The sequence below is a fragment of the Isoptericola maris genome, assembly GCF_048065335.1.
Lineage (GTDB): Bacteria > Actinomycetota > Actinomycetes > Actinomycetales > Cellulomonadaceae > Isoptericola > Isoptericola rhizosphaerae.
Window position 1 is genome coordinate 1 of record NZ_JBLUNY010000015.1, and the last position, 23,785, is coordinate 23,785.

Sequence of the window (23,785 nt, forward strand, 5' to 3'; positions counted from 1 at the left end):
GCCGTCGCGGATCGGGGTCAGGTCGATGACCACGGTGACGTACTTCTCGCCGCGGCGGGTGTGGCGCCACACGTGCTCGTCGACTCCGATGACGGCGACGCCGTCGAAGCGGGCCTCGTCATCGATCAGCACACGGTGGCCCTCAGCCAGGACGGCGTCGTTGGCGGTGTGCCACGCGATCGCGAGGGCCTCGGCCACCCGCGCCACTGTCAGGTGCTGAACCACGATCCCGACCAGGGGCCCAGCGCACCGCCGCCCGCGAGAGCTTCGCCCGCGGATCCGCAGCCGCCGTGGTGTCCTGCCGCCACACCCGACGACAGCCCGTGCAGCGGTAGCGCCGCACCCGCACCAGCAGCGTGACCGGCCGCCACCCGAACGGCTCATGCGCCAGCCACCGGGTCACCGTGCCCCGCGGCGTGCCCTCGGCCCCGCACCCGCGGCAGAACGCATCATCGGCGCGCGCCACGACCCGGCAGCACAGCGTCGCCCGGTCGGGCTCCAGCCGTTGCCCGACCACGACGAGCCCGAGCTCGTCCAGGCGCGCGAAGGTCGCAAGGTCAGGGGCAGCGAAGGTAAGTTCAGGCACGTCGAGGTCTTCCAGATGGTGAGCGTGAGAACTTCCATCCTGGGGGACCTCGACCCGTCCCCGGAACCGGCTCAGCCAGCCAGCGCTACACCCTCATCTGCGTTGAGCCGGTATCTCGACGAAGTGATCGGCGTGCTCGCCGCGACGATGCCATCGCGTGGCAACGTGCTCCTCGCGGTCAAGATCGCCGGGAACACCCGCGTGAACCTCGACGGGACGCTGATCGCGACCGACCGGCTGCGCGTGGCGGGACCGACCAAGGGCGTGGACCGGTGGTGGTCCGGCAAGCACAAGAAGCACGGCGGGAACGTGCAGGTCCTGACCGTCGGTGACGGGTGGCCGGTCTGGGTCTCCCCAGTACGCCCGGGCCGCGAGCACGACACGACCTGCGCGCGCACCCACCCCGGACTCCTCGATGCCCTGGACCGCTGGGCTCGCAACGAGCACGGCGAGCCCACGACGGGCCGCAAGGCGCTGGCCGACCTGGGATACCTCGGCGAGGCAGACCGGCTCACCGTCCCGTACCCGAGGCCGAAGACCGGCGAGCTGACCGAGGACGCCAAGTGCTTCAACCTGCTGCACTCAGCGATCCGGGCGGTGGCCGAGCGGGGCAACGCGATCCTCAAGAGCACGTTCAAGGTCCTGGACAAGATCCACATGAGCCCGTCGAAGATCACCGTCATCATCGCCGCAGCCCTCATGCTGCTGCACGTCGAGCACGACAGGTCCGTGTGACGTTCACACCCCTACCGGGAAAGGCTCAGTGATCAGTGGTTCACCGGTCCACTGCGAAACATATAGCGCGCCCACCATTACGAAAGGTGTGCCGATGTACCCTGTTAACTCCCAAGCCGCTCCCATGCCTTTTCGTGGCGCGTCGTGACGCAGAGAATTGCAATCACGGTAGGCGCCCATATGTCGTCTCTTGATTGCCAGCAGCATCGCCGCACCTCTCCTCCATCGGTAGATTTGAGGGCCAAAGTCGGCTACCTTGCCGGTAATCTTACCCTCGATGGCTCCCGCCTTCGCTGTGTCAGCCTTGGCCCGCCGACTACTTGGGTGCCAGCGCCAGTAGTCCCACGCGGCCGCGTTTGCGACCAGGATCCGCGCTGTCGTGGTGGTGCCGGTGGTGTTCATCGCTGCCCTCCTCCCCTGCTGGTTCACTCGGCCTGAGCGGCGCGTGCGACGCGGTTGATCTGGTCGGGGCGGAAGCCGGCGCAGTGGTCCTGTCCGGTGCCGTCCTCGACGACGACCACGGGGGCCTCGCTGTAGCCCAGGTCTTCGGTGACGTAGGCGCGGGCACCGGGGTTGTCCGCCAGCTCGACGACGACGACGTTCACGGCCGGGTCCTCGAGCTTGTCGATGGTCATCTTGCAGCGGATGCACTGCGGGCCGGTGCTGTAGACGGTGACGGTGAGCATCTGCGTTCCTCTCGCTCAGGTGGGGGCCTCGTTCCTGATAGCGGAGCCATCGGCCGCCCGAGCGGCGGGTGCGTCAACCCGCAGGGCGTCGGGGGAAGAAGTTCTCGGACCGGAACAAGGAGCGCAGCGACGCGGCCGAGAAATTCTGGCCCAGACGGCGGGCCCTGGCCCGCTTGCGCGCACGACGCGGCGGCCATGATGGAGCGTCAGGAACGAGCCCCACGGCTTCCGGGTTCACCGTCGCGGGCCTCCGTGCCCGGCCTTCCGTGGTCGCCGTCGCTCTGGTCCTCGATCTTGCCCAGCGCTCGCGCGACTGACGACTTGCCGATGCCGAGCACCTTCGCGATGTGGGCGAGTGTGTCCCCGTCGGCACGCATCCGTCGGGCCACGTCAAGGCGCTCGGGCGTGATCACGGTGGGCCGGCCACCGATGCGGCCCTGCGCTCTGGCGTGGGCCAGGCCGCGGCGGGTGTTCTCCCGGATGGTGTCTACGCGCAGCTGCCCGTAGACGGCGGTGATGCTGAACAGCGCTCGACCCATCGGGGTGGTGGTGGTGTCGATCGCCGGCTCGGTGAGGCTCTTGATGTTGACCTCGCGCCGGCCGAGCTCGTTGACGGTCTCGATCGCCATGACCTCGCTGCCGGCGATGCGGTCCAGGGCGCGCACCACCAGGGTGTCCCCCGGACGCAGGTAGTCCAGGCACGCGCGCCACCGCGGCCGGTCTGCGTCAGCGCGGGATGCCCGGTCGGCCCGTCCCAGAAACGATCGTTTACGGCACCAGTCAGGTCACGATTGCATAACGCTTGGCCTCGTGGAGTAGTAGCCCCAGTCATGCCGGCCATCTAACAGACACGAGCGTCGTCTTCGAACTACACCGGCTCCGCCCTTCCAGCTCCCAAGGCCGACGCGATCAGGCAGCAAACACAGACGGGAGTCACGCCTTCCCATGACAATCGAATATTTGGATCCAGCAAGCCACGCCATTCTCCATGCGAATGACGCTGGCAGTTCGAATCTGCATTCTGGCGCCGATGCGGCCAGTAGCGTTGCGCAGATGATGAGTCGCTCACCGCTTGTTGACGGTCGGAAACCACGGTACTTTCAACCCACCTTCAGGCGAGAACGCCCGTCGGACCGAGCAAGAAGCGAGAGGGCCACAACTTCAATGGAACGTAAGCGCCTCAAGAAGGCTCGACCGCGCTGGATCGCCCTAGCAGCGACGTTCGTACTCGCCGGAACTGCAACGACAACTAGCGCAGCGGCAGGCGATAGCGACGACGCACTTGTCCAAGAGGAAATCAACACGGCCGCTGGGCAAGACGCATTCAGCCAATATCTCACCGATATCCTGGAACTCGCACCCGCCAGTATCATCGATTTCCGATGGGAGGGTGATCACGGACTCGTAGCCGTCACTCCAAACGGTACCGAGACCGCCAAGGCCCACGCCACTAAGCATGGCGTCAACGTGAAGGTCGAGACCACAGACGAGGGGGCCGTCCCATACTTTGATCGTTCCACAGTCGAGCTGGCCGCTATGGAAAAGATCGAAGGCGCGATAGGTGACACAGTCGAGACTGCAGACACAGCCGAGACCGCACTTGCAGCGCGCTACGAATACAAGACCGACAGCGTCGTAGTGACCGCATGGGTAGACGCTGACAGAGCCGCAATAGCCGACCTTGCGGAGAGCGTCGCCCAAGTTAGCGCCAAGCAGTCGACCGCCAGTCCCACGATCAGCGTCGAATACGAGGACGATAGTGACGCCCCACAGGCGGAGTCGAACACCAGGGGAGGCATGGTCTACGGTGGCTGCACCGGCGGGTTTGTCGGCAAGCGCGGGAGCGCCTACGGAATCATAACGGCAGCGCATTGTACAACTAAGCCGGCCAAGTATGACGGTGACGCAACCAGCACAACGTACGTTGCCAGCGAACAGAACGATCTAAGATTTACAAAGCTTACTGGCGGGACACCAAAGAATAAGTTCCGATACAAGAAGGGCGCGACGTTCCGCACCGTGAACAGCACAGGGATCGTGTCTGTCGGCAAGACGCTTTACAAGTTCGGCAAAACCACCAACTATACACACAGCAAGGTCGCTTCATACAGGGGGTGCGTGACCTTTACGAACATCAACAAGAAGTACTGCAACCTGTACCAGACTGCCGAAAAGATTAGCGACAAGGGGGATTCTGGCGGGCCCTGGTTCGCCGTCCACACCGCGTACGGCGTGACCACCGGAAGCAACTCCAAGGGCTCCTACATTACTCCGATCGCGTACATCTCGAAAATCTCGGGCACCGTCAAGGTAAAGACAAGCTGAAGTGGAGCCACCAATGCGATTCAGCACTCGGAGTTCAGTGGTCGCATCGGCAGTGATCGCCGCGACCTTCATCATCGGCGGGTGTGGAGGCGTCGACGCTCCCAGCGGAGAAGACAGCACTCTCGCGCCCACACAGGTCTCGTCGGCCGAGGCCGCGAACCTCGAACGCACGGTGATCAACGCCATCAACATCGACGACCGCCCCGTGGAAGTGCGCTATGAAGCGTCAGAAGACCACCTAGTCCTGACCGTCTACACCCTCGGCGATGACCTCACGCCCGAGGAAATTGAGGAGTTCGAGGCAGCAGCCGAAGCCGCAAGTAGCGGAGTTGATGTCGTGGTCCATCTAACGTCTGACGATGCTCCGGTGGCCGATAACTGAGCGGACGCTTCATCGTTCGGCGTGGAGTGACGTGCCACCATTGCTTCACACCGAACGATGAAGGGTCTGTTCACCGGCCACCACCCGCAAGCATCTCATCACGCCAGGGTGCCATTTCCGCGCTCCCTCGAGACGCTGGCAACATCCCGTCAGCGATAGACCCGCGATGGCATCTCGCGCTATCTTTAGCATCGACCGTTCTGGACTATGTGGTCACCTAGGGCGCGTCTCCTAAATCGTCGGCGAGGCGCGGCAGACTGACCCGGTGACGTCTTCTCGGTTCCGGGCACTGAGTGATGAGCAGTGGGAGCAGATCGAGCCGGTCCTGCCCTCGAACGTCGGGCGGCGGGGTCGCCCGTTCGGTGACAACCGGCGGGTGGTCGAGGGCATCATCTACCGCTACCGGACCGGGATCCCGTGGCGCGACCTACCGCGCGAGGAGTTCGGGCCGTGGAAGACGGTCTGGAAGCGGCACCGCCGATACGCCGACGACGGGACCTGGGACCGCGTGCTCGCACGACTGCTGGCCCATGCCGACGCGGCCGGGCAGATCGACTGGAACGTCTCGGTGGACGCGACGATCAACCGTGCTCACCAGCACGGCACGAACACCGCGCGCCCGGAGCAGGACACAGGGGGCGAGATCGAACTACACGCCGACACCGCCCGGGTTCGTCCACAGCCCGCTTGGGGGTGAGCGTGAACCTGCAGGTCACGGCATCGGCCGCTCCCGCGGCGGCCTGACGACAAAGATCCACGCCGCGGTCGACGGGCGCGGGCGCCCGCTCGCGATCGTGGTCACCGGCGGGCAGCGCCACGACGGCGCGGCTCTCGCCGAGGTGCTGGCCGACATCCGCGTCCCGCGCCTGGGACCAGGCCGCCCGCGCACCAGACCTGATGCCGTGATCGCCGACCGCGCCTACACCAGCGGCAAGACCCGCCAGATGCTCGCCGGACGGGGCATCAAGGCCGTGATCCCACAGAAGAAGGACGAGATCGCGGCCCGCAAGCGCAAGGGCTCCGCCGGCGGGCGCCCTCCGAAGCTGGACACCGTCACCTACAAGGGCCGCAACGTCGTCGAACGCTGCTTCGCCCTCGCCAAGCAGTGGCGCGCCCTGGCCACCCGCTACGACAAGCTCGCCATCACCTACCGCGCCGCCGTCGTGCTCTCAGCCTGCATCACCTGGACCCGCATCTAGGAGACGTGCCCTAGTGCTCGAGCGGCTTTACATTGGGCAGATCGCTCGGCGGGTCGCCCCACCCGTTGCGCTCATAGAGGGCACAGAGGGGTCTGCTGCACGGATAGGTGACAGCGGTTCTCAGGCGGCGAGTGCGACCTGAGTGGTGATGATGGCTTCGTACTCGATGGGGGTCAATCGTCCGAGACGGGTCTGGCGGCGGCGTCGGTGGTAGGTGCGTTCGATCCAGGTGATGATCCGGATGCGCAGCTGCTCGCGGGTGGTCCAGCGGCGCCGGTCCAGGACGTTCTTCTGCAGCAGCGCGAAGAACGATTCCATGGCGGCGTTGTCGCCGGCGGAGGCGACCTGGCCCATGGATCCGCGCAGGTCGTGGCGACGCAGCGCTGCCAGGAATTTGCGGCTTCGAAACTGGCTGCCTCTGTCGCTGTGCACGATGCAGCCGGCCACCTCGCGGCCCTCGACGGCCCGTCTGGCCACGGCGTTCTCCAGCGCGGCCACGGCCAGTCGGGACTTCATGCGGTCGCTGATGGAGTAGCCCACGATCCGGTTGGAGTAGACGTCCTTGATCGCGCAGAGGTAGACCTTGCCCTCGCTCGTGGGGTGCTCGGTGATGTCGGTCAGCCACAGTTCGTTCGGCGCCGAGGCGGTGAAGTCCCGGTTCACGAGGTCGTCGTGCGCGGGCGGGCCGGGCTTCTTGCCGTTCTTCGAACGCTTCTTGCCGAACACGGACCACCAGCGCCCGTCGCGCACGAGCCGCCACATCGTGCGGTCGCACGCGTGATGGCCGGCCGCGCGGGCCTCGTCGGCCAACAGCCGGTACCCGAACTCCGGGTCCTCGGTGTGGGCGTTGAACAGGGCGTTCGCGAGGTAGGCCTGCTCCAGCTCACGGTGGCTCACGGGGTTGGCGAGCCACCGGTAGTACGGCGCTCTGGCGAGGTTGAGCACCCGGCACGTCACCGCGACGGGGACACCGTCTGCGGCGAGCTCTCGGACGAGCGGGTAGCTCATTTTCCCGGCAGGTGCGCCTGGGCGAAGTACGCCGCGGCGCGGCGCAGGACCTCGTTCTCCTGCTCAAGCACGCGGACGCGCTTGCGGGCCTCGCGCAGCTCGGTCGACTCGCTCTTCGTCACGCCGGGCTTGGCGCCGTCTTCGACGTCAGCCTGGCGCAGCCAGTTGCGCAAGCAGGACTCGGAAATGCCAAAGTCCTTCGCGACCTGCTTGATCGGAGCCTCGCCCTGGCGGGCGATCGCCACGACGTCGTCGCGGAACTCCTTGGGATGGGGTCTGGGCACGGTGAACATCCTTCCAGCAGCACCCGCAGGCACCACAGGTCAGGTGTCACCTATCCGTGCAGCAGTCCCTTAGGCCACTTCGCTGTGATTCTCGGGTCAGGCGGAAGTCGCATCGAGTCGTCACCGCGCTCCCGCACCTGCCACGAGCTCGCCGGCAGTTCAGTGGAGATCGCGATCGTTCTGTGATGCATGTGGGCTCGGAAGGCACTTCGCCCTCCGAGCCCACATGCGTCATGGTCGGCTACGACAGACCAGCCCAGGGCCGGGCTCTTCGAGCCTGCTCCTGGAACTGCTCGCCGCGTCACAGGGGACTACGGACTGGATCGCGGTCGTGGGGATGGCAGGCCCCTCGGGCTGGAGGCGGCCGCCGACGCCGATGTGTCCCGCTCGCGCCTCATCGTGGTGCCGGACGTCCGAGGCCAGGCCGCTGAGGCGGTCGCGGCGCTCCTCGACGGGATGAGCTACGTCATCGTGGGGTCCGACGCCGGGCTGTCGCTGTCGAACCGTCGGCAGCTCTTGGCCAGGGCGTGCGATCGGAGATGCGGTCTCGTGGCCACCAACGGGTGGGTGCACTCGAGCCTGCGGCTGCGCGCAGCCCACTGGTCCGGCACCGAGGAAGCCGCTGGCTACTTCCGCCACTGCACGTTCGGGGTTGAGCGTCAAAGGCGTGGGGTCACCGACGCCTGGACGCTGACCTTGCCGAAACCCGCGCAAGGCCCTCTCGACCCGGCACGACCCGGAACTGCGGTCCAGCATTGGCGAGCGCGGCTGCGCGCCATGAGCTGACCATAACTACGCCACCTCACCGCGGGTTCCGGCGACTGGTCTGGGCCTGGTGTCGGCGTCAACCGTCGCCCTCGGCTGTCTCGCTGTCGCCGGCCGCGACGGCAGCCTTCGTGGCGGCGTACTGCTGCTCGCTCGCTCGACCTCGAGAAGGTCTTCGACGAGGTGGTTGGCCTCACCGCCCGAGCGGAACTTCGACCTGTACGAGCCCGGCGAACCAAGCTGTATCCGTCGGGCACGCTGAGGCTGCGCAACATCCAGAACCCGACTCTGGCGCGCCCCAGAATCGGCCGTTTCCGCGGCGCCACCTCGGGTGGCACCTCAGGGTCGGTCAGTCGGCGGGTCGGGAGTCCTTCCCGTCGAGCCACAGCCGGTCGCTGGAGTCTCGGTGTGCGCCGTCGGAGCCCACGTGCTTGCCGCTGATCCGGTCGCCCTTGGTGATGACGTGGACCATGGCCATCGCGTGGCCGTGACCGAGCCCGTAGCTCTCCTTGAGCCACGTCACGACGGGCGTCGCCTTGCTGCCGGTGCCGAACCCCTGCTCGGCGGCGGCGGCGACGAGCTGGCGCGGGGTCAGCCCCGTCTTGGTCTCGACGGCGTCGAGGTAGGCCTGGAAGGACATCAGCGGAACTCCTGGATCATCGTGTCGGACGCGTGGATGCAGATCATGCGCAGGGTGCCGGAGCCGGTGTTGCTGAAGCCGTGCCAGACGCCGGGCTGCACGACGGCGGTGTCGCCTGCGTGGGCGACCACCGTCTCGTCGCCGATCGTGATGGTGGCCTCGCCCTCCAGGACGGACCACGTCTCGGAGTAGGGGTGGCGGTGCAGGCCCGGCCCCTGCGGCCGAGGTGGTCCCAGCCTCGTGCGAGCGCCCGTGGACGCCTAGAGTTTCGATGTGCATCGAAACATCGTCGAGTTCCGCCTGACGCCGGACGACCTCTCGGCGATCCGGTTCGGCATCTCCCCGGGCCACGAGCTCGCGCACGCCGTGCGGGTGCTGGGCCGGCCGCAGTACCACCCGCTGCAGTGGGGCTGGCTGCGGCAGGCCCGTCACCATGTCCCGGCGCGCGCGTTCGAGCTGATCCGCCTTCTGGTCGGCCCGGACGGCTACCTGCCGGACTTCCTCACGTCGACACCCGGCTGGGACCTAGGCCCCGCGGAGGAGGTCGACCGGCTGCGCGAGACCGCGCTCGAGCCGATGCGGGTGGACCTGCACAAGCGTGTGGCCCGCACCACCGGCGACGAGCAGCGTCTGCTGCGGGCCCTGGCGGAGGACCTCGCTCGCACCCGGGAGGCCGTCGCCGACGCCTGGCAGCAGGTCTGGGACGCTGTCATGGCCCCGTACTGGCCGCAGCTCGAGCGGCTCCTGCGCGCCGACATCGGTACGCGCTCGCGCCGGACGACGACGCACGGCCTCGGCGCGATGGTCGACACGCTGCACGAGGCCGTCACCTGGGGCTCGAACGCGGTGCACGTCCGCCTCCGGCTGCACGGCGAGGTGCTGGACTGCGCGGGCAGCGGCCTCGTCCTGGCACCGTCCGTCATGGCGCCACGCTGCGCCGTCGTGACGGAACCGCCGGCCCAGCCCACGCTCTTCTACCCCGCGTTGGGCATCTCCGAGCGGTGGGCCGACGCTCCGGCCGACACGGCGCGTGCGCTCACCGAGCTGCTCGGCACCGGACGCGCCACGGTGCTCCTCGCGCTGTGCGCGCCCCTGTCGACCAGCGAGGTCGCGGCCGCCGGTGGCCTCGCCGCCTCGACCGCGTCGCACCACCTGACCCGGCTGGCGGCCGCCCGGCTCGTCGACTCCCGCCGGGAGGGCGCCCGCGTCGTGCACGTGCGCACGCCGCTGGGCGAGGCGCTCGTCGGCGGATGAATCGCCTGCTTGCACGACGCGGCTGGCCCAGCGTCCGACGAACTCCGAGATCGTCGAACGCCTGCGGGCGCAGGACCGTTCGGCCGGTCCGTCGCGCCCAGGTCCGTCGGTTCGGTCAGAGCCGCTGAGCGGCAGTCGCCGCGGACCGGCCGAAATCCTGTCGGCCGCTCGGCACCTGCGCCGCTACGGTCGCCGGTATGACCCACCACGACCTTCCCCTCGCCGGCCGCACCGCGCTCGTCACCGGCGTCTCGCGCCGCCTGGGCATCGGTCACGCCGTCGCCCGCGAGCTCGCCGGGCTCGGGGCGAGCGTCTTCACGCACCACTACGCCCCGCACGACGCCGACCAGCCGTGGGGCGCCGACGACCTCGACGCCGTGCACGCGGGCGTCCGCGAGGCGCTGCAGGACGACGCCGTCTCCGGGTCCGCGAGCGCCGACCTGCGCGACCCCGCCCAGGTGGACGAGCTGTTCGATGCCGCGCAGGCGCTCACCGGTTCCCTCGACGTGCTGGTGTGCAACCACGCGCGCAGCGGCGGCGACGGGTCGATCCTCGACATGTCGGCGGCAGCCCTGGACGCGTTCTGGGAGACGAACACCCGGTCCACGCTGCTCCTGACGCGCCGCTTCGCCCAGCAGCGCGTCGCCGCGGAGCCGGGCCCGACGTCGCGTCCCGGCGAGCGTCTGGGGCGTGCCGCGCCGTCGGGCACCGCTGCGCCGTCGGACCCTGCGACCGCGCCGAAGGTGGTGTGGATGACGTCAGGACAGGAGGCCGGACCGATGCGTGGCGAGGTCGCCTACGCCACGTCGAAGGCGGCGCTGGCCGGGGTGACCGCCACCGTGGCGGCCGAGCTGCTCGAGCTCGGCGTCGTCCTCAACACCGTCAACCCCGGCCCGGTGAACACCGGCTACCTCGACCCGGGGACGACGGACCGGCCGCTCGCGGAGCTGGAGGAGCTGCGGGCGGCGACACCGTTCGGACGCTGGGGCGAGCCGACCGACCCGGCCCGGCTGATCGGCTGGCTCGTGAGCCCGGCCGGTTCGTGGATGGTGGGCCAGCGGCTGACGACGGACGGCGGGTTCGGGCTGCAGTGATTCCGGTGCCGTCCGCTCCCGGGCGCTCCGTCAGGCTGCGTCACGGACGGCCTCGGCGCGCTGCTCCACCAGTGCAGGAATCTCCGGGTGGCCGTCGGGCGCGCCCTCCGCATCCGGCGGCCCGACGGTCACCCGGGCGCCACGAGGCACCAGGACGATCTCGTATCCGCAAGCCGCCGCGGCGGCGAGGACGGTCTTGCTGGCGACGGACGCGCCGCGTTCCAGACGGGAGAGCGTGGGACGGGAGGTGGTCGCCTCAGCCGCCAGCTCGTCCTGAGAGAAGCCAGCCGTCTGGCGGGCGCGCCGGATCGCCCTACCCAGGCCGGCCTGGGTCCTGGCACGAAACCACGGTCGGCGAGGACTCATCTCTGATTCATACCACATCCACGCGCCCGATGGATCAAGAATGATTCAGCGCCCCTCCCGGCACGAGGTGAATCAGAAACGATGCGTTGCGGCGGAAGGATCCCCTCCCTCCTCCACGAGGACGCGTAGTCTCGGCAGAGCGGCCGCCCACCGACGATCAGGAGACCTCATGTCCTTCACCCACCCCCAGGGCACGTACGGTGCCGGGATCCGGCCCGGGCGGTTCGTCCGGTGCGTCAACAAGCTGGCGGCCGGCCGGGCACGTCGCGCACGGGGTTCCACGATGGGCATGAACCTCCTCGTGCTGACCGCCGTGGGGCGCACGAGCGGCGAACCGCGGTCCACCCCGCTGGCCTGGTTCCCGGACGACGACGGTTGGCTCGTCATCGCGTCTGCCGGCGCGGCGGCCTCGAACCCTGCCTGGTACCGCAACGTCGCCGCCCATCCTGACGAGGTCACCATCGAGCTCGGCGGCGAGACGATCCCCGTCTCCGCCACCGAGCTGCACGGTGACGAGCGCGCTGTCGCGTGGGAGGGGATCCGGGCTTCCGCCAAGCAGTTCGCGGGCTACGAGGGTAAGACGGACCGGCAGATCCCCGTGATCCGGCTGACGCGCCGCTGACCCGCCGACGCGCCGGTGGTGCCGAGGGGCGCCGTTGCGACGCCGGCAGCCCGACGTAGTCTGCTCGGATGAGCCGGGCGGGCGAGGAACCGACGCCGCAGAGCTTCTTCGGAGGCTTCCCCGACGGTCTCGCGCTCTTCGACGCAGTCCGGGCCGCCGTGGAGACGATCGGCGCGTTCGACCTGCGGGTGACGACGAGTCAGATCGCCTTTCGCCGGGGACGGGGGTTCGCCTATGTCTGGCGGCCCGGCCAGTACGTGCACAGCGAGGTGCCGGCGGTGCTGTCGATCGTCCTGCCGCGCGAGGTCTCGTCCCACCGGTTCAAGTCGGTCGCGCGCCCCTCCACGACGGTGTGGATGCACCACCTCGAGCTCTTCCGCACCTCGCAGATCGACGACGAGGTCCGGGACTGGCTCGCGGAGGCGTACGCGCACGCACGGTGACGCCCTACGCGCGGGAGGCGACGCGCGCCGGGGTTGCCGGAGCGTCATCGGAGGCCGGTTCGGCGAGCGTGACGCCCCACGCCTCGCGGAGCATCGCGGTCCCCGCCTCGGTGAGGTTCAAGCCTCGTCCCGAGCGGTGCCGCACGACCCAGCCCGCCTCGAGGAACCGGCGTCCGACGGCGGCACCCAGCGCTCCGGCCAGGTGCGGTCGCCGTTCGGTCCAGTCGAGGCAGGCCCGCGTGGTGGGCCTGCGAGCGGCGACCGCACCGTCGACGTCGAACCCGGTGGCCTGCAGCCCGTCGGCACCGGAGTCGGTGAGGACCAGCACCTCACGCCCGGCCAGCCAGCCGCAGCCCACCCAGGCGTCCGCGAGCGCGATGCCGAGGTGACCGGCCAGATGGTCGTAGCAGAACCGTGCACGGGCCAGGTGCTGCGCGTGCCGGCTGAGCCGGTAGCCGACGACGGGTGCCGGGGCCGCCAGCGTGCCCAGCGCCTCGAGCGCGGAGGCTACGTGCGGCCCGGCGAGGGCGTAGTAGCGGTGCCGTCCGTGCGCCTCGCACGTCACGAGACCGGCGTCGACCAGCACGGACAGGTGCTCCGACGCGGTGGAGGCGCGGACACCGGCGGCACGCGCCAGCTCGCCGGCAGGCCGCCGCGTGCCGTCCAGCAGCAGGTTGAGGAACACCGAGCGCGCGGGCGTGGCCAGCGCCCGGCCGACGGCGGTGAAGTCACGGTCCCTGCTCACGAGACCCACGCTACGACGGGCACGGTTCGGCGTCTGCCGAAACGTCCCGCGTCTAGCGTGCGGAGCATGAGCCATCGCTACGCCACCTCGCTGCACTGGACCGGTTCGACGGCCGGGGGCATCCGGTCGTACTCGCGCGACCACGTCGCCACCACCGAACCGTCGACGGCGGAGGTCGCCCTGAGCGCGGACCCGGGCTTCCGCGGGAGCCCTGACCGCCTCAACCCGGAGCAGCTCGTCGTGATGGCCGCGTCGTCGTGCCAGATGCTGTCCTTCCTCGCGGTGGCGGCACGGGCGGGCGTCGAGGTGCTGGCGTACGACGACGAGGCCACCAGCCACCTCGACCTGGGCGCGCAGCCCTCGCGGCTCGGCGAGGTCCGCCTGCGCCCGACAGTCACGACCGGCCCCGACGTCGCCCCCGACCAGGTGCGCCGCCTCGCCGAGCAGGCGCACCGGGAGTGCTACGTCGCGAGCTCCCTGTCCGTGCCGGTGGTCGTCGAGACGACGGTCGTGACGTCGTGAGCGCCCGGTACCAGGACCTGCGGGTCGAGCTGCCCCACCGGCCCGGGGCGCTCGCCGACCTCGGTGAGGCGCTCGGCGACGCGGGCGTCAGCCTCGAGGGCGGCGGCGTCGTCGCGCACGGTGAGCGGGCGGTCGCGCACTACCTCGTGGACGACGGCGCAGCGGCCGTGGCGGCCGTCGCCTCGGCCGGGCTGGGCCGCGCCGTCGCGCGCGACGTGATCATGACCCGGCTCGACCAGGACGCCCCCGGCCAGCTCGGCACGCTCGCCCGGCAGCTCGGCGACGCCGGGGTGAACGTCGAGGTCCAGTACAGCGACCACGACGGCAACCTGGTCCTGGTCGTCGCGGACGACGACGTCACGGCGTGCCGAGACGTCGTCGGGCGGTGGGAGCGAGGGCTGCCGCGCGGGTGACTGCTCGGGGTGGCGGTATCGGCGGCCGGGCCCGAGGATCGACAGATGAGCCGAACTTGTGCCCCTCTGCCCGCACCGTCCAGGAATGGCTCCGCATGACCGGCGCGGTGCTGCTCGACGTCGACGGGACGCTCGTCGACTCGAACTACCTGCAGGTCGACGCGTGGCTCCGCTCCTTCGCCGACGTCGGGATCGAGGTCGACGCCTGGCGGATCCACCGGACGCTCGGGATGGCCGGGTCGCAGCTGATCCCGCGCGTCGCCTCCCTCAGCGGCGTCGAGCTGTCGTCGGCGCTCGCGGACGAGGTCGACGAGGCCCACTCGCGGCACGAGGCCGAGTCCGCCCATCGCATGCGTGTGTTCGACGGGGCACGCGAGCTGGTGCGCGAGATCGCCGCGCGCGGTGCCCGGCCGGTGCTCGCGACGTCGGCCTCGCCCGAGCAGCTCGCGCGGCTGCGGGAGCTGCTCGACGTGGAGGACGCGCTGTACGCGGTGACGTCGGCCCAGGACGTGGAGGCCTCCAAGCCTGAGCCGGAGCTCGTGCAGGTCGCGCTCGACGCGGCGGGAGTGGAGCCCTCCCAGGCGGTGTTCCTGGGCGACTCGGTGTGGGACGCCGTCGCCGCGGAGCGCGCCGGTGTGCCGTGCGTCGGGGTGCTCAGCGGTGGTGTCAGCGCGCACGAGCTGACCGAGGCCGGCGCGGTCGAGGTCCGCACCGACGTTGCGGAGTTGCTCGCCCACCTGGACGGCAGCGCGCTCGCGACCGTCCTCGGCGCGAGGAGCTGACCAGGGCTCAGGGGTTGAGCAGCTCGTAGACCGGTGGGAAGTCGTCCGGGCCGCCCGGGGAGTGGCGGAACGCCAGGCCGGAGGCGTCGAACACCTCGAACCACTCGTCCCAGCCGACCTCGCGCGACTCCGGGATGCTCTCGTCGTGCGGGAACACCACTGCGGGGACGGGGCGGCCGCCGAGGCCGGGCGACTCGATGAGCAGCGGCACGCCTGACCGCCCCTCGACCCACGAGCGGATCTCGCGGTGATCCGTGGTCGTCACACTCATCCGGTCAGGAGGCCTTCCGCCCGGACGAGCCCGCCACAATGGAGACGCCGATCGCGGCCAGGCCGATCTGGAGGGCCAGCTCGATCCAGTCGATCCCGCTCGTGTCCTGCACGCCGATCAGGCTGGCGATCCACGTACCGAGCAGGGCGGCGGCGATCCCGACGAGGATCGTCGCGATGATCGAGATGTTCTGTCGGCCACGGACGACCAGTCGTCCGAGCGCGCCGATGATGGCACCGATGATGATGGCCGTGATGATGCCGCCTGCGGTCATGGCTGAACCTCCTGGTCGTCGGGTCGCGCCTTCAGCCACACCGTATGGCCGGTCCGGCTCGGCTGCACGGCGGCCGCACGACCCCGCCGGGACCGGGTGCCCCCTACAGGGGGCCGAGCACGTCGCCCGGGTCGGCCACCAGATCCAGCGACTCCAGCAGGCCGAGCAGCCGCCGCTCCTCGTAGCGGAAGTGGTTCTCCATGATCGCGGCGACGCCGTCCAGGTGGCGCTGCAGCTCGGCCCGGGTCGCCGCGCGCGCGACGGCTGCCTGGAGCTCACCGAGCAGGTGGCCGATCATCGAGTGGTCCTGCTCGAGAGCCCGCAGCACCGGGGCGAGCTGCGGGTGGGCAGCCTCGATCGCCGGGAACAGGGAGCGGTCCTCGCCGCGGTGATGGGCGTCCAGCGCCGTGCAGAAGCCGTGGCAGTACAGCAGCAGGTCACGGGTGGCGGCCTGTCCAGGAGTACCGTCGGCCAGGGCCGCACGGGTCACGTCCAGGGCTTCGCGCAACCGTCCGTGCACTCGGCGCAGCTCCTGGCTCCAGGCGACGAGCCTGGTCGTCTCGCGCTCAGTCACGCGACGACGAAGGGTTCGACGAACGCATCGTCGTCCTCCTTCGGTCCGGCGCCTCCATGCCTGACACGGTCTGCCACCGGCACGCGACGCTGGGCGAAGCGTAGCAGGCCGGTGGCTCCTCAGCGGGGGTCGATGCGCCCTTCCCGCACCGCGCGGGCGAGGCGCGGGGGGACCTGGACCCGCTCACCGCCGACCACGACCGGCACGAGCGCCGGTTCGACGGCCTTCCACTGCGCCCGCCGGCTCCGGGTGCGCGAGCGGGACGTCTTGCGCTGGGGGACTGCCATGGGTGCTCCTCAGCCTTGGCGCGCCTTCCAGCGCGGGTTCTGCTTGTTGATGACGTACGTCTTGCCGCGGCGCCGCACGACCTTGGCGCCGGGCTTGTCCTTCAGGGACCGCAGCGAGGCGCGTACCTTCATCGCGCACCCCCGGCCGTGGCACCGGAGCCGGCTCCGTACCGACGGCGGAACTTCTCGACGCGGCCCGCGGTGTCCACGACGCGCGCGGCGCCGGTCCAGAACGGGTGGCTGGCGCTGGAGATGTCGACGTCGATCACGGGGTACGTGTTGCCGTCGGACCACTCGACGGTGCGTGCGGGGCGGCCCGGGCCGGACGCCGTCTCCCCCGCGAGGGTGGAGCGTGTCAGGAACGCGAACCCGGCGCTGTGGTCGCGGAACACGACGGGGCCGTAGGTCGGGTGGATGTTCTGCTTCATGATTCTCCTCACCAGCTCGACTTGGTCACGCCGGGCAGCTCGCCGCGGTGCGCCATCTGGCGCATCCGGATGCGGGAGAGCCCGAACGTGCCGACGTACCCGCGGGGGCGGCCGTCGGCGGCGTCGCGGTTGCGGACCCGGGTCGCGCTGGCGTCGCGGGGCTGACGCTGCAGCTCCATGACGGCGGTGGCGCGCTCCTCGGGCGTGGACGACGGCGCGGCGACGACCCGCTTCAGCTCGGCGCGGCGCTCGGCGTACCGGGCGACGACCTCCCGCCGTCGGGCGTCGGCAGCGATCTTGGACTTCTTGGCCATCAGCGGGTCTCCTTGAACTCGACGTGCCGCCGCACGACGGGGTCGTACTTGCGCAGCACCACACGGTCGGGGCTGTTGCGGCGGTTCTTGCGCGTCACGTAGGTGAAGCCCGTGCCCGCGGTGGAGCGGAGCTTGATGATCGGGCGCAGGTCGGTCGTCGAGGCCATCAGACCTTCTCTCCTCGGGCTCGGATGCGGGCGACGACGGCGTCGATCCCGTCGCGGTCGATCGTCTTGATGCCCTGGGCGCTGACGCGCAGGGTGACCCGGCGACCGAGCGAGGGGACCCAGTACCGCTTGGACTGGATGTTGGGGTTGAACCGGCGCTTGGTCCGCACGTGCGAGTGCGAGATCGAGTGGCCGAACCCCGGGACGGTGCCGAGCACCTGGCAGCGGGCGGACATGACTTCCCTTCGTGTGAGAACAGTTCTCATCTACGCGCTAGAGTGTGGCAGAAACGATAATCGTTCTCAACCAGGAGGAGGCACCGTGCATTCCCGCCAGCCCACGAACCCCCGCCGACCCGCGCTGAGCGTGCTCGTCAGCACCGACACCGTGCTCCGCGACACCACCGCCGCGAGCCTCACGCTCGGCTCGCCGGACGCCGTCGTCGTCCGCCACGACCTGCTGCCCGACGACGGCGCGCTCCGCCGCGTCGTCGTCGACACGACCGGCGTGGTCGAGGACGTCACCGTCGAGCTCGAGCACGCCTGCGTGTCCTGGAGCGTGCGCGAGGACGCCGTGCCCACGCTCGCCCGGCTCGCCGCGACCGGCCGCTGGACCGACCTGGTCCTCGCCCTGCCGGTCACCGCCGAGCCGCTGCCCGTCGCACGGGCGCTCGCCACCCACACCGCGGACGGCGAGCTGCTCGACCAGGTGCACCTCACGGCGACCGTCGCCGTCGTCGACCTCGACCGCGTCGAGGCCGACCTGCTCGGCGACGACCTCGTCGACGAGCGCGGCCTCGCGCTCACCGACGACGACGAGCGCCCGCTCGGCGAGGCGCTCGCCGCCCAGCTCGAGCAGGTCGACGTGGTGGTGACCACCGGCGACGACCCCACCGGTTCCGGCCTGGTCGACCGGCTCCGCGCACGGGACAGCCGCCGGATCGACGGGCTGCACGCGCTGGACGTCACCGAGCTCGCCGCCTGCCGGCACGACAGCGTCGCCGCCGAGGGCCGGGCCCACCCCCTCGGCGCCCGCAACCCGCACCGGTCGAGCAGCGACCCGCGCGACCGGAGCTGGAGCCTGCTGCTGACGTCCCGCCGCCCCTTCCACCCAGAACGCCTGCTCGAGCAGATCGAGCACCTCGGGACGGGCCCCGTGCGCAGCCGTGGCGTCTTCCACGTGCCCGACCGGCCCGACTCCGTCTGCCTCTGGGACGGCGCCGGCGGAGCCCTGTGCGTCGCCGACCTCGGCACGTGGCAGGAGGTCGCCGGGAACCGACCGCCGGTCACCCGCATCCTCGTCGTCGGCGCCGGGGACGCCGAGGAGGCGCGGAGCACGCGCGACCGCATCCTCGACGCCTTCGGCGAGGCGCTCGCCACGGGCGCCGAGGTCGACGACGGCGGGCTGCGCTGGCTCGGCCGCCGCGACGTCCTCGAACCCTGGCTCGGGGCGCGGACGGTGTGAGACCGGCTAGCGGCCGGACCGGCTCACGGCCAGGACGGCCCCCGCCGCGACGACGCACACGACCGCGGTGGTCGCCAGCCCGGCAGCGAAGCTCGCCCCCGCCGCGACGAACCCGACCACCAGCGAACCCAGCCCGGTACCGGCGTCGAACCCGATGTTCCACACGGTGCTGGCGGTCGGGTGCGCGCGGCGCGGGACGGCCGCGAACGCCTCCACGAGCGTCAGGTTCTGCAGGCTGCCGTAGGCCAGGCCCACCACCGTCATGCCGACTACCAAGGCCACACCGCGCGAACCGCCGTCGGCGATCGCCCACGCGCACAGCACCAGTCCGGCGACGCACAGACCGAGCAGCGGCGCCATGAACACCCGAGGGCCGTGCCGGTCCGCCGGTCCGCCCACCGCCCACCGGGAGAGCGCCGTCGCCGCCGTGAAGCCGAGCAGACCCACCGCTGCCAGTGCCGCGCCGCCCCCGAACTGCGGGGCGAAGGTCAGGAGGGCACCGCCCGGCGTCGTCACCGCGAGGAGCACGAGCGACGGCAGGACCAGGCCGAGCAGCACCCGCCACCGGGCGCGACCCGGCGCGGCCGACGCCGTGTCACCGCTGTCGGCGGCCGTGACCCGTTGCAGACGGGCCCCGAGCACGGCGGCCGCCGGGGTCCCGAGCACCGGCAGCGCCCCGAGAGCGAACACGACGGGGAAGTCGAGCCACTCGGCGATCCAGGCCGAGCCCGGCACCAGCAGGAGCTGCGGGACCGCGATCGACAACCCGTACACACCGATCGCGCGTCCGTGCCGCGGGCCGTCCACGAGCGCCGCCACGGCGCTCGACCCGCAGACCGTCAGGACGGCGAACCCCATCCCGCGCACGGCCGACAGCACGAGCAGCCACGGCAGGGCGTCGGTCAGCATGAACAGGGCCGACGGCAGCCCCAGCAGGAGCATGCCCGCGACCATCGTGGGCTGCCAGCCGATGCGGCGCAGCGCCGTCGGCATCGTGGTCTGGGTGAGCACCGTGGCCAGCATGAGCACGGCATTGACGAGCCCCGCGCCACCCGCTCCCGCGCCGCCGTGCACCGCCCACAGCGGGGCGACGGGCAGCAGCAGCGCATAGCCCGCGAAACCGAGCGCGGACATGGTCAGCAGGGCCCGCATCCCGGGCACCCGCGTGATCGGTCCGCCGGAGGACGGGGAGGGACGGCGCATCCCGGGCAACATAACCCGCGCGGGCCGCGTGCGGGACCGGGGCCGGTCAGTCGCCCGGCCACTCCCCCGTCCACCGCTGGAAGGCCCGGGCGCCCCCGCGGTCGATCAGCGCCTTGACGAGGGCGTAGATCGCCCCCTGCAGGAGCGACGCGAGGACGATCTCACGCAGCGCGTACTCGGACTCCAGCGGCTTGGGCGGGTCGTCCGGGTGGCCGGGCGCGAACCTCTTGTAGACGCGGCGGAACACCTGCCCGGCCACGAGGCCGCCCACGATCGAGCTCGCCAGCCCGAACGGCCGGTAGAGGACCTTCGCGCTCTTGCTGCCCTGGACCTCGCGGCGGGCCTCGTGGTTCTTCTGGCTCATGCCTCGACGTTAGGCCGGGACCGTCCGGCCCGCAGCCGCGCGGGCGCCGTCGTGCCGGAGCGCACCACCGGCCCGACGATGGGGGCATGGAGCCCGCCCCCGCCCCACGCCCGCCGGCCGACCACGTCGTGCTCGTCGCGCTCGACGGGTTCGGCGCCCGCTACCTGCGCCTGCTCGACGACCTGCCGACCCCGCACCTCGACGCCCTCGTGCGCCGCGGCAGCCTGACCACCGGCACCGGTGTGATGCCGAGCATCACCAACCCGTCGTGGACCTCCGTCGCCACCGGCGCCTGGCCGGAGCGCCACCTCAACTCCGCGTTCTGGTACGACCCGGCGGCACGCGTCGCCCACGGGCAGCAGCGCGACGTCGCCGTCCCGACCCTCGCCGAGGCCGTGCGCGAGCAGGGCGGCACCGTGCTCTGCGTCCAGTGGCCCGCGCTGCACGACCACGGCACCGCGTTCGGCGACCCCGACGGCCTCTACACACGGCCGGGCGGTGACTGCGCGCGGCGGGTCGACGACGCCGTCGCGGTGCTGCGCGGCGAGCCCGTGGACAGCGCGGGCCGGCCGACCACCATGAGCCGGCTGCCGCAGCTCCTCGTGGTCTACTGCGACGTCCTCGACGCCCTCGGCCACGAGGGCGGCGAGGGACACCCCGGGATCCCCGCGGCCCTGCGCACGATCGACACCCAGGTGGGACGCCTCGTCACGGCCACCCAGGAGGCCGGCATCGCCGACCGCACCGCCTTCGTGCTGCTGGGCGACCACGGCATGACGACGTTCCGGCGGGGGTTCGCCCGGGCCGCCCGCACCGCCGTCCGACGCGCCGGGTACCGGGCCGAGATCGTCCGTCCGGGCGGCGCGCCCCGCCGTCGGACCGACGTCGTGGCGGTCGTCGGCGGGGTGGCGAGCCTGCACCTGGTCGGACGCGCGGCCGGCGACCCGCGGGCCGTCAGCGCGATCCGCGCCGCGCTCGAGGCGCTCGCCCCGGTGCGGGCCGTCTACGGCAAGACGGAGCAGGCCCGGATGCGGATGAGCCCGCGCTACGGCGAGCTCGTCGTCGAGCCGGAGCCCGGCTGGACGTTCGGCCGCACGCGACGACGCCCCGCCGGGCGGCACGGTGCCACCACCGAGCTGGAGGTGGCGTTCGCGCTGGCGGGCGCCGGCATCGCGCCGGGGCGGCCGCCGTCGGACCCGCGGCACGTCGACGTCGCGCCCACCGTCGCCGCGCTGCTCGGCATCGACCCGCCGGCCGGCGCGCAGGGTCGCGTGCTGAGCGAGGCGCTCAGCCCGTGAGCAGCACGAGCCGCTGCGTCGCGCGCGTCATCGCGACGTAACGGTCCACCGCGCCCTCGATCCCGCCGCCGAACCGCTGCGGGTCCACCAGGACGACCAGGTCGAACTCCAGCCCCTTGGCCAGCACGGGCGTCAGCACCCGGACCCGATCCCGCGGGGCGACGTCGACCCCGCCGGCCTCCCTCACGACGCACGCGACGCCGGGGTGCTCGGCGAGCCAACCGTCCAGGACCTGCTCCAGCTCCGCCGTCGTCCCGTGCACGACCGGCCCCGCGCTGCGCACCGACGTGGGCACGTTGGCGTCCGGGACCGCAGCCCGGATCACCGGCTCGGCCTCCGCCATGACCTCGCGCGGCGTGCGGTAGTTGATCGTCAGCGAGGCGACGTCCACGCGGTCCAGGCCGACACGCTCCAGCCGCGCGGTCCAGGACTCGGTGAAGCCGTGGCGGGCCTGCGCCCGGTCCCCGACGACGGTCAGGCTCCGCGAAGGACACCGGGCCAGCAGCATCTGCCACTCCGCGTCGGTCAGCTCCTGCGCCTCGTCGACGACCACGTGCGCGAACGGCCCGGCCAGCTCGTCCGGGTCGGCCACCGGGACCGCCGCGTCGTCCACCAGTGCCGTGCGCAGGTCCTGGCCGCGCAGCATCGACATCACGCCCATGTCCGAGTCGTCGGTCGCGATCAGGTCGTCGACCACGTCGGCCATGCGCGCCCGCTCGGCGGCCGCGGCCGCCTCCTGCCGCCGTCGACGGCGGGAGACCGCCGGGTCGCCGAGCCGGCGGCGGGCGGCGTCGAGCAGCGGCAGGTCGGCCACCGTCCACGCCCGGGCGTCCGCGCGCTGCAGCGCCGACACCTCCTCCGGCGCGAGCCACGGCGCGCACCTCCGCAGATAGGCGGGCACCTCCCACAGGTCGCCGACCAGGTCGGTCGGCTCCAGCAGCGGCCACGCCCGCCCGAACGCCCGCACCAGGTCGCGGTTCGCCGCGAGCGCGGCCCGGGAGGCGGCGTCAGGGTCGACGGCGGTACGCCCGTACGCGTCGAACTCGTCGTCCGCGCCGCCGTCGGCCCCGTCGACGCCGTCCCCCGTGCCGTCGTCCCAGGCGTCGAGGTTGCCACCGTCGGCGAGCTCGTCGCGAAGCTTGTCCACACCGATGCGCAGCAGCGCCTCCCACACCTGGTCGCGGGCCTCGTTGTGCGGCGTACCCGGCTCGGCGGTCGCGAACGCCTCCGCCCAGTCGTCGGCGCCGATCCAGACGTCCGCCGAGGGCGTCTCGACCAGGAGCCCTTCCGTCGGCGGGTTCTCGTAGAGGCGTACCGCAGGCTCGATCGCGGCCACCATGCGCGCGTCCGCCTTCAGCCGGGCCACCTGCGGATCCGGCTCAGGGGCCGCCGTCCGCCCCTCCGGGACGAGGTCCGCCAGCACGCAGGTCTGCACGCCCTCCTCGCCCAGGCTGGGCAGGACGTCCGAGACGTACGCCAGGTACGGCCGGTGCGGGCCGACGAACAGCACCCCGCCCCGGCGGTGACCGAGCCGCGGGTCGGAGTACAGCAGGTAGGCGGTGCGGTGCAGGGCCACCACCGTCTTGCCGGTGCCCGGCCCGCCGTCCACCACCAGGGTGCCCCGCGACCCGGCACGGATGATCGCGTCCTGGTCCGCCTGGATGGTGCCGAGCACGTCGCGCATCCGGTCCGAGCGCTCGGCACCCAGGCCGGCGATGAACGCGGACTGGTCGTCGAGCGCGGGGTGCTCGGCCGGTCCGGCGGCACCGGCACCGCCCGGCGCCCCATCCGCATCGGTGGCGAAGACCTCGTCCCAGTAGTCGCTGACCCGCCCGTCCGTCCAGTGGTAGCGGCGGCGGCTGGCCAACCCCATCGGGTCGGCATGCGTGGCGCCGAAGAACGGTTCGGCCACCGGCGAGCGCCAGTCGACGAGCAGACGTTCGCCGGTGCCGTCCGTCAGGCCGAGGCGCCCCACGTAGACCGGGTCGCCGCCGTCGGCCGGGACCATGCGCCCGAGGCACAGGTCCAGGCCGAACCGTTGCAGCGTGCGCAGGCGCCCCGTGAGCCGGTGGATCTCCTGGTCGCGGTCCAGCGCCGCCTGCCCCGGACCGGCGGGGGCGCGGCGGGCAGCGTCGAGGCGCTCGGTGAGGTCCGCCGTCGACTCGGCGAGGCTCGCGGCGATCGCGGCGAAGTGGCGCTCGTCGGCGCCGACCAGGGCGACGTCAGCCTTGGCGGCGCGAGAGTCGGGCAGGTCGAAGGCACTCGAGGAGAGGGAGGTCACGGGCATCGG

The 23,785-nt window shown here is 71.5% G+C and carries 34 protein-coding genes and 1 pseudogene; 14 read left to right on the forward strand and 21 right to left on the reverse strand.

Features of this window, described 5'->3' with window-relative positions:
* Positions 1–586, reverse strand: a pseudogene (locus tag ACH5HR_RS16145) (transposase); the annotation flags it as partial.
* A gap of 147 nt (positions 587–733) precedes the next feature.
* Between ACH5HR_RS16145 and ACH5HR_RS16150 the strand changes: the two are divergent.
* Complete coding sequence (locus tag ACH5HR_RS16150; RefSeq protein WP_416478901.1) at positions 734–1,321, forward strand: HARBI1 family protein; 588 nt, start codon at positions 734–736, stop codon at positions 1,319–1,321.
* A gap of 3 nt (positions 1,322–1,324) precedes the next feature.
* On the opposite strand, the gene ACH5HR_RS16155 is transcribed toward ACH5HR_RS16150, so the two are convergent.
* The 3 genes from ACH5HR_RS16155 to ACH5HR_RS16165 all read right to left on the reverse strand — a co-directional run bounded on the left by ACH5HR_RS16155 (position 1,325) and on the right by ACH5HR_RS16165 (position 2,765).
* Positions 1,325–1,723, reverse strand: a complete 399-nt coding sequence (locus tag ACH5HR_RS16155) for a hypothetical protein (RefSeq protein WP_402375104.1) — start codon at positions 1,721–1,723, stop codon at positions 1,325–1,327.
* Positions 1,724–1,746: 23 nt separating this feature from the next.
* On the reverse strand, positions 1,747–2,007 hold the full coding sequence (locus ACH5HR_RS16160; RefSeq protein WP_402375102.1) for a glutaredoxin domain-containing protein: 261 nt from the start codon (positions 2,005–2,007) through the stop codon (positions 1,747–1,749).
* Between the two features lie 206 nt (positions 2,008–2,213).
* On the reverse strand, positions 2,214–2,765 hold the full coding sequence (locus ACH5HR_RS16165; RefSeq protein ID WP_416478903.1) for a recombinase family protein: 552 nt from the start codon (positions 2,763–2,765) through the stop codon (positions 2,214–2,216).
* A gap of 406 nt (positions 2,766–3,171) precedes the next feature.
* On the opposite strand from ACH5HR_RS16165, the gene ACH5HR_RS16170 reads away from it, so the two are divergent.
* The 3 genes from ACH5HR_RS16170 (at position 3,172) to ACH5HR_RS16180 (ending at position 5,913) form a co-directional block, all read left to right on the forward strand.
* Positions 3,172–4,332 (forward strand): trypsin-like serine protease, encoded by a 1,161-nt coding sequence (locus tag ACH5HR_RS16170; protein ID WP_402375100.1) that lies wholly within the window; start codon positions 3,172–3,174, stop codon positions 4,330–4,332.
* Positions 4,333–4,384: 52 nt separating this feature from the next.
* Positions 4,385–4,714 (forward strand): hypothetical protein, encoded by a 330-nt coding sequence (locus tag ACH5HR_RS16175; RefSeq protein ID WP_402375098.1) that lies wholly within the window; start codon positions 4,385–4,387, stop codon positions 4,712–4,714.
* Positions 4,715–4,979: 265 nt separating this feature from the next.
* Positions 4,980–5,913 (forward strand): IS5 family transposase gene (locus tag ACH5HR_RS16180; RefSeq protein ID WP_416478836.1). Its coding sequence is split into 2 segments (ribosomal slippage): positions 4,980–5,348 and positions 5,350–5,913, totalling 933 coding nucleotides; the frame shifts between segments, so codons are not numbered across the junction.
* A 120-nt stretch (positions 5,914–6,033) separates the two neighbouring features.
* Here the strand turns inward: ACH5HR_RS16180 and ACH5HR_RS16185 are convergent.
* Positions 6,034–7,205, reverse strand: a protein-coding gene (locus ACH5HR_RS16185; protein ID WP_416478837.1) for an IS3 family transposase whose coding sequence is annotated in 2 segments (ribosomal slippage) — positions 6,034–6,924 and positions 6,927–7,205 — 1,170 coding nt in all. Because the reading frame shifts where the segments join, the coding sequence is not laid out codon by codon here.
* Positions 7,206–7,394: 189 nt separating this feature from the next.
* Between ACH5HR_RS16185 and imuA' the strand changes: the two genes are divergently transcribed.
* On the forward strand, positions 7,395–7,991 hold the full coding sequence (gene imuA', locus ACH5HR_RS16945) for a DnaE2-dependent mutagenesis accessory factor ImuA' (RefSeq protein ID WP_518486619.1): 597 nt from the start codon (positions 7,395–7,397) through the stop codon (positions 7,989–7,991).
* A gap of 328 nt (positions 7,992–8,319) precedes the next feature.
* On the opposite strand, the gene ACH5HR_RS16190 is transcribed toward imuA', so the two are convergent.
* Complete coding sequence (locus tag ACH5HR_RS16190) at positions 8,320–8,610, reverse strand: DUF4287 domain-containing protein (RefSeq protein WP_416478839.1); 291 nt, start codon at positions 8,608–8,610, stop codon at positions 8,320–8,322.
* Complete coding sequence (locus ACH5HR_RS16195) at positions 8,610–8,846, reverse strand: cupin domain-containing protein (protein ID WP_416478904.1); 237 nt, start codon at positions 8,844–8,846, stop codon at positions 8,610–8,612. The genes ACH5HR_RS16190 and ACH5HR_RS16195 overlap by 1 nt, the downstream gene beginning before the upstream one ends.
* Before the next feature lie 37 nt (positions 8,847–8,883).
* Here ACH5HR_RS16195 and ACH5HR_RS16200 point away from each other — a divergent pair, with 37 nt between their 5' ends.
* Positions 8,884–9,864, forward strand: a complete 981-nt coding sequence (locus ACH5HR_RS16200; protein WP_416478840.1) for an ArsR/SmtB family transcription factor — start codon at positions 8,884–8,886, stop codon at positions 9,862–9,864.
* A gap of 197 nt (positions 9,865–10,061) precedes the next feature.
* Positions 10,062–10,958, forward strand: coding sequence for an SDR family oxidoreductase (locus tag ACH5HR_RS16205; RefSeq protein WP_416478841.1), 897 nt, complete (start codon positions 10,062–10,064; stop codon positions 10,956–10,958).
* Positions 10,959–10,988: 30 nt separating this feature from the next.
* Here the strand turns inward: ACH5HR_RS16205 and relB are convergent, their stop codons facing one another.
* A complete protein-coding gene (gene relB, locus ACH5HR_RS16210) occupies positions 10,989–11,324 on the reverse strand; it encodes a type II toxin-antitoxin system RelB family anti-toxin (protein WP_416478843.1) in 336 nt (111 codons plus the stop codon).
* A gap of 169 nt (positions 11,325–11,493) precedes the next feature.
* Between relB and ACH5HR_RS16215 the strand changes: the two genes are divergently transcribed.
* The gene (locus tag ACH5HR_RS16215; protein WP_416478845.1) at positions 11,494–11,946 is read left to right on the forward strand and encodes a nitroreductase family deazaflavin-dependent oxidoreductase; all 453 of its coding nucleotides are present in this window, start codon (positions 11,494–11,496) and stop codon (positions 11,944–11,946) included.
* A 68-nt stretch (positions 11,947–12,014) separates the two neighbouring features.
* A complete protein-coding gene (locus tag ACH5HR_RS16220; protein ID WP_416478846.1) occupies positions 12,015–12,389 on the forward strand; it encodes a DUF5655 domain-containing protein in 375 nt (124 codons plus the stop codon).
* Positions 12,390–12,393: 4 nt separating this feature from the next.
* Here ACH5HR_RS16220 and ACH5HR_RS16225 read toward each other — a convergent pair whose 3' ends face one another.
* Positions 12,394–13,134, reverse strand: coding sequence for an ArsR/SmtB family transcription factor (locus tag ACH5HR_RS16225; RefSeq protein WP_416478848.1), 741 nt, complete (start codon positions 13,132–13,134; stop codon positions 12,394–12,396).
* A 66-nt stretch (positions 13,135–13,200) separates the two neighbouring features.
* Between ACH5HR_RS16225 and ACH5HR_RS16230 the strand changes: the two genes are divergently transcribed.
* From ACH5HR_RS16230 to ACH5HR_RS16240, 3 genes are all read left to right on the forward strand, one after another.
* Entirely contained in the window at positions 13,201–13,656 is a 456-nt protein-coding gene (locus ACH5HR_RS16230; RefSeq protein WP_416478850.1) for an OsmC family protein, read from the forward strand.
* A complete protein-coding gene (locus ACH5HR_RS16235) occupies positions 13,653–14,069 on the forward strand; it encodes a hypothetical protein (RefSeq protein ID WP_416478852.1) in 417 nt (138 codons plus the stop codon). Before ACH5HR_RS16230 ends, ACH5HR_RS16235 begins: the two co-directional genes overlap by 4 nt.
* Before the next feature lie 95 nt (positions 14,070–14,164).
* Positions 14,165–14,851, forward strand: coding sequence for an HAD family hydrolase (locus ACH5HR_RS16240; protein ID WP_416478854.1), 687 nt, complete (start codon positions 14,165–14,167; stop codon positions 14,849–14,851).
* A 7-nt stretch (positions 14,852–14,858) separates the two neighbouring features.
* Here the strand turns inward: ACH5HR_RS16240 and ACH5HR_RS16245 are convergent, their stop codons facing one another.
* The 9 genes from ACH5HR_RS16245 to rpmB form a co-directional block, all read right to left on the reverse strand.
* Complete coding sequence (locus ACH5HR_RS16245; RefSeq protein WP_416478856.1) at positions 14,859–15,122, reverse strand: hypothetical protein; 264 nt, start codon at positions 15,120–15,122, stop codon at positions 14,859–14,861.
* A gap of 4 nt (positions 15,123–15,126) precedes the next feature.
* On the reverse strand, positions 15,127–15,396 hold the full coding sequence (locus tag ACH5HR_RS16250) for a GlsB/YeaQ/YmgE family stress response membrane protein (protein WP_416478858.1): 270 nt from the start codon (positions 15,394–15,396) through the stop codon (positions 15,127–15,129).
* A 103-nt stretch (positions 15,397–15,499) separates the two neighbouring features.
* Positions 15,500–15,970 (reverse strand): hemerythrin domain-containing protein, encoded by a 471-nt coding sequence (locus ACH5HR_RS16255; RefSeq protein ID WP_416478860.1) that lies wholly within the window; start codon positions 15,968–15,970, stop codon positions 15,500–15,502.
* A gap of 119 nt (positions 15,971–16,089) precedes the next feature.
* Positions 16,090–16,257 carry a 50S ribosomal protein L32 gene (gene rpmF, locus ACH5HR_RS16260; protein WP_416478862.1) on the reverse strand — a complete coding sequence of 56 codons (168 nt, stop codon included), beginning with the start codon at positions 16,255–16,257 and terminating at the stop codon, positions 16,090–16,092.
* Positions 16,258–16,266: 9 nt separating this feature from the next.
* A complete protein-coding gene (gene ykgO / locus ACH5HR_RS16265) occupies positions 16,267–16,389 on the reverse strand; it encodes a type B 50S ribosomal protein L36 (RefSeq protein ID WP_171781804.1) in 123 nt (40 codons plus the stop codon).
* Positions 16,386–16,685, reverse strand: a complete 300-nt coding sequence (locus ACH5HR_RS16270; protein ID WP_416478864.1) for a type B 50S ribosomal protein L31 — start codon at positions 16,683–16,685, stop codon at positions 16,386–16,388. The genes ykgO and ACH5HR_RS16270 overlap by 4 nt, the downstream gene beginning before the upstream one ends.
* A gap of 8 nt (positions 16,686–16,693) precedes the next feature.
* Positions 16,694–16,999 (reverse strand): 30S ribosomal protein S14, encoded by a 306-nt coding sequence (gene rpsN, locus ACH5HR_RS16275; protein WP_416478866.1) that lies wholly within the window; start codon positions 16,997–16,999, stop codon positions 16,694–16,696.
* Positions 16,999–17,166: a 50S ribosomal protein L33 gene (rpmG, locus tag ACH5HR_RS16280; RefSeq protein ID WP_416478868.1), complete on the reverse strand. Its 168-nt coding sequence runs from the start codon at positions 17,164–17,166 to the stop codon at positions 16,999–17,001. The genes rpsN and rpmG overlap by 1 nt, the downstream gene beginning before the upstream one ends.
* Positions 17,166–17,402 (reverse strand): 50S ribosomal protein L28, encoded by a 237-nt coding sequence (gene rpmB / locus ACH5HR_RS16285; RefSeq protein WP_416478869.1) that lies wholly within the window; start codon positions 17,400–17,402, stop codon positions 17,166–17,168. The genes rpmG and rpmB overlap by 1 nt, the downstream gene beginning before the upstream one ends.
* Before the next feature lie 85 nt (positions 17,403–17,487).
* Between rpmB and ACH5HR_RS16290 the strand changes: the two genes are divergently transcribed.
* A complete protein-coding gene (locus ACH5HR_RS16290) occupies positions 17,488–18,630 on the forward strand; it encodes a GTP-binding protein (protein ID WP_416478871.1) in 1,143 nt (380 codons plus the stop codon).
* A gap of 6 nt (positions 18,631–18,636) precedes the next feature.
* Here the strand turns inward: ACH5HR_RS16290 and ACH5HR_RS16295 are convergent, their stop codons facing one another.
* Together ACH5HR_RS16295 and ACH5HR_RS16300 are read right to left on the reverse strand one after the other, a co-directional pair.
* Positions 18,637–19,833: an MFS transporter gene (locus ACH5HR_RS16295; RefSeq protein WP_416478872.1), complete on the reverse strand. Its 1,197-nt coding sequence runs from the start codon at positions 19,831–19,833 to the stop codon at positions 18,637–18,639.
* A gap of 46 nt (positions 19,834–19,879) precedes the next feature.
* On the reverse strand, positions 19,880–20,197 hold the full coding sequence (locus tag ACH5HR_RS16300; protein ID WP_416478874.1) for a DUF4235 domain-containing protein: 318 nt from the start codon (positions 20,195–20,197) through the stop codon (positions 19,880–19,882).
* Positions 20,198–20,283: 86 nt separating this feature from the next.
* On the opposite strand from ACH5HR_RS16300, the gene ACH5HR_RS16305 reads away from it, so the two are divergent.
* Complete coding sequence (locus ACH5HR_RS16305; protein ID WP_416478876.1) at positions 20,284–21,495, forward strand: alkaline phosphatase family protein; 1,212 nt, start codon at positions 20,284–20,286, stop codon at positions 21,493–21,495.
* On the opposite strand, the gene helR is transcribed toward ACH5HR_RS16305, so the two are convergent.
* Positions 21,485–23,782: an RNA polymerase recycling motor ATPase HelR gene (helR, locus tag ACH5HR_RS16310; RefSeq protein WP_416478878.1), complete on the reverse strand. Its 2,298-nt coding sequence runs from the start codon at positions 23,780–23,782 to the stop codon at positions 21,485–21,487. The two genes, ACH5HR_RS16305 and helR, sit on opposite strands and share 11 nt — an antisense overlap.
* Positions 23,783–23,785 lie beyond the last annotated feature (3 nt).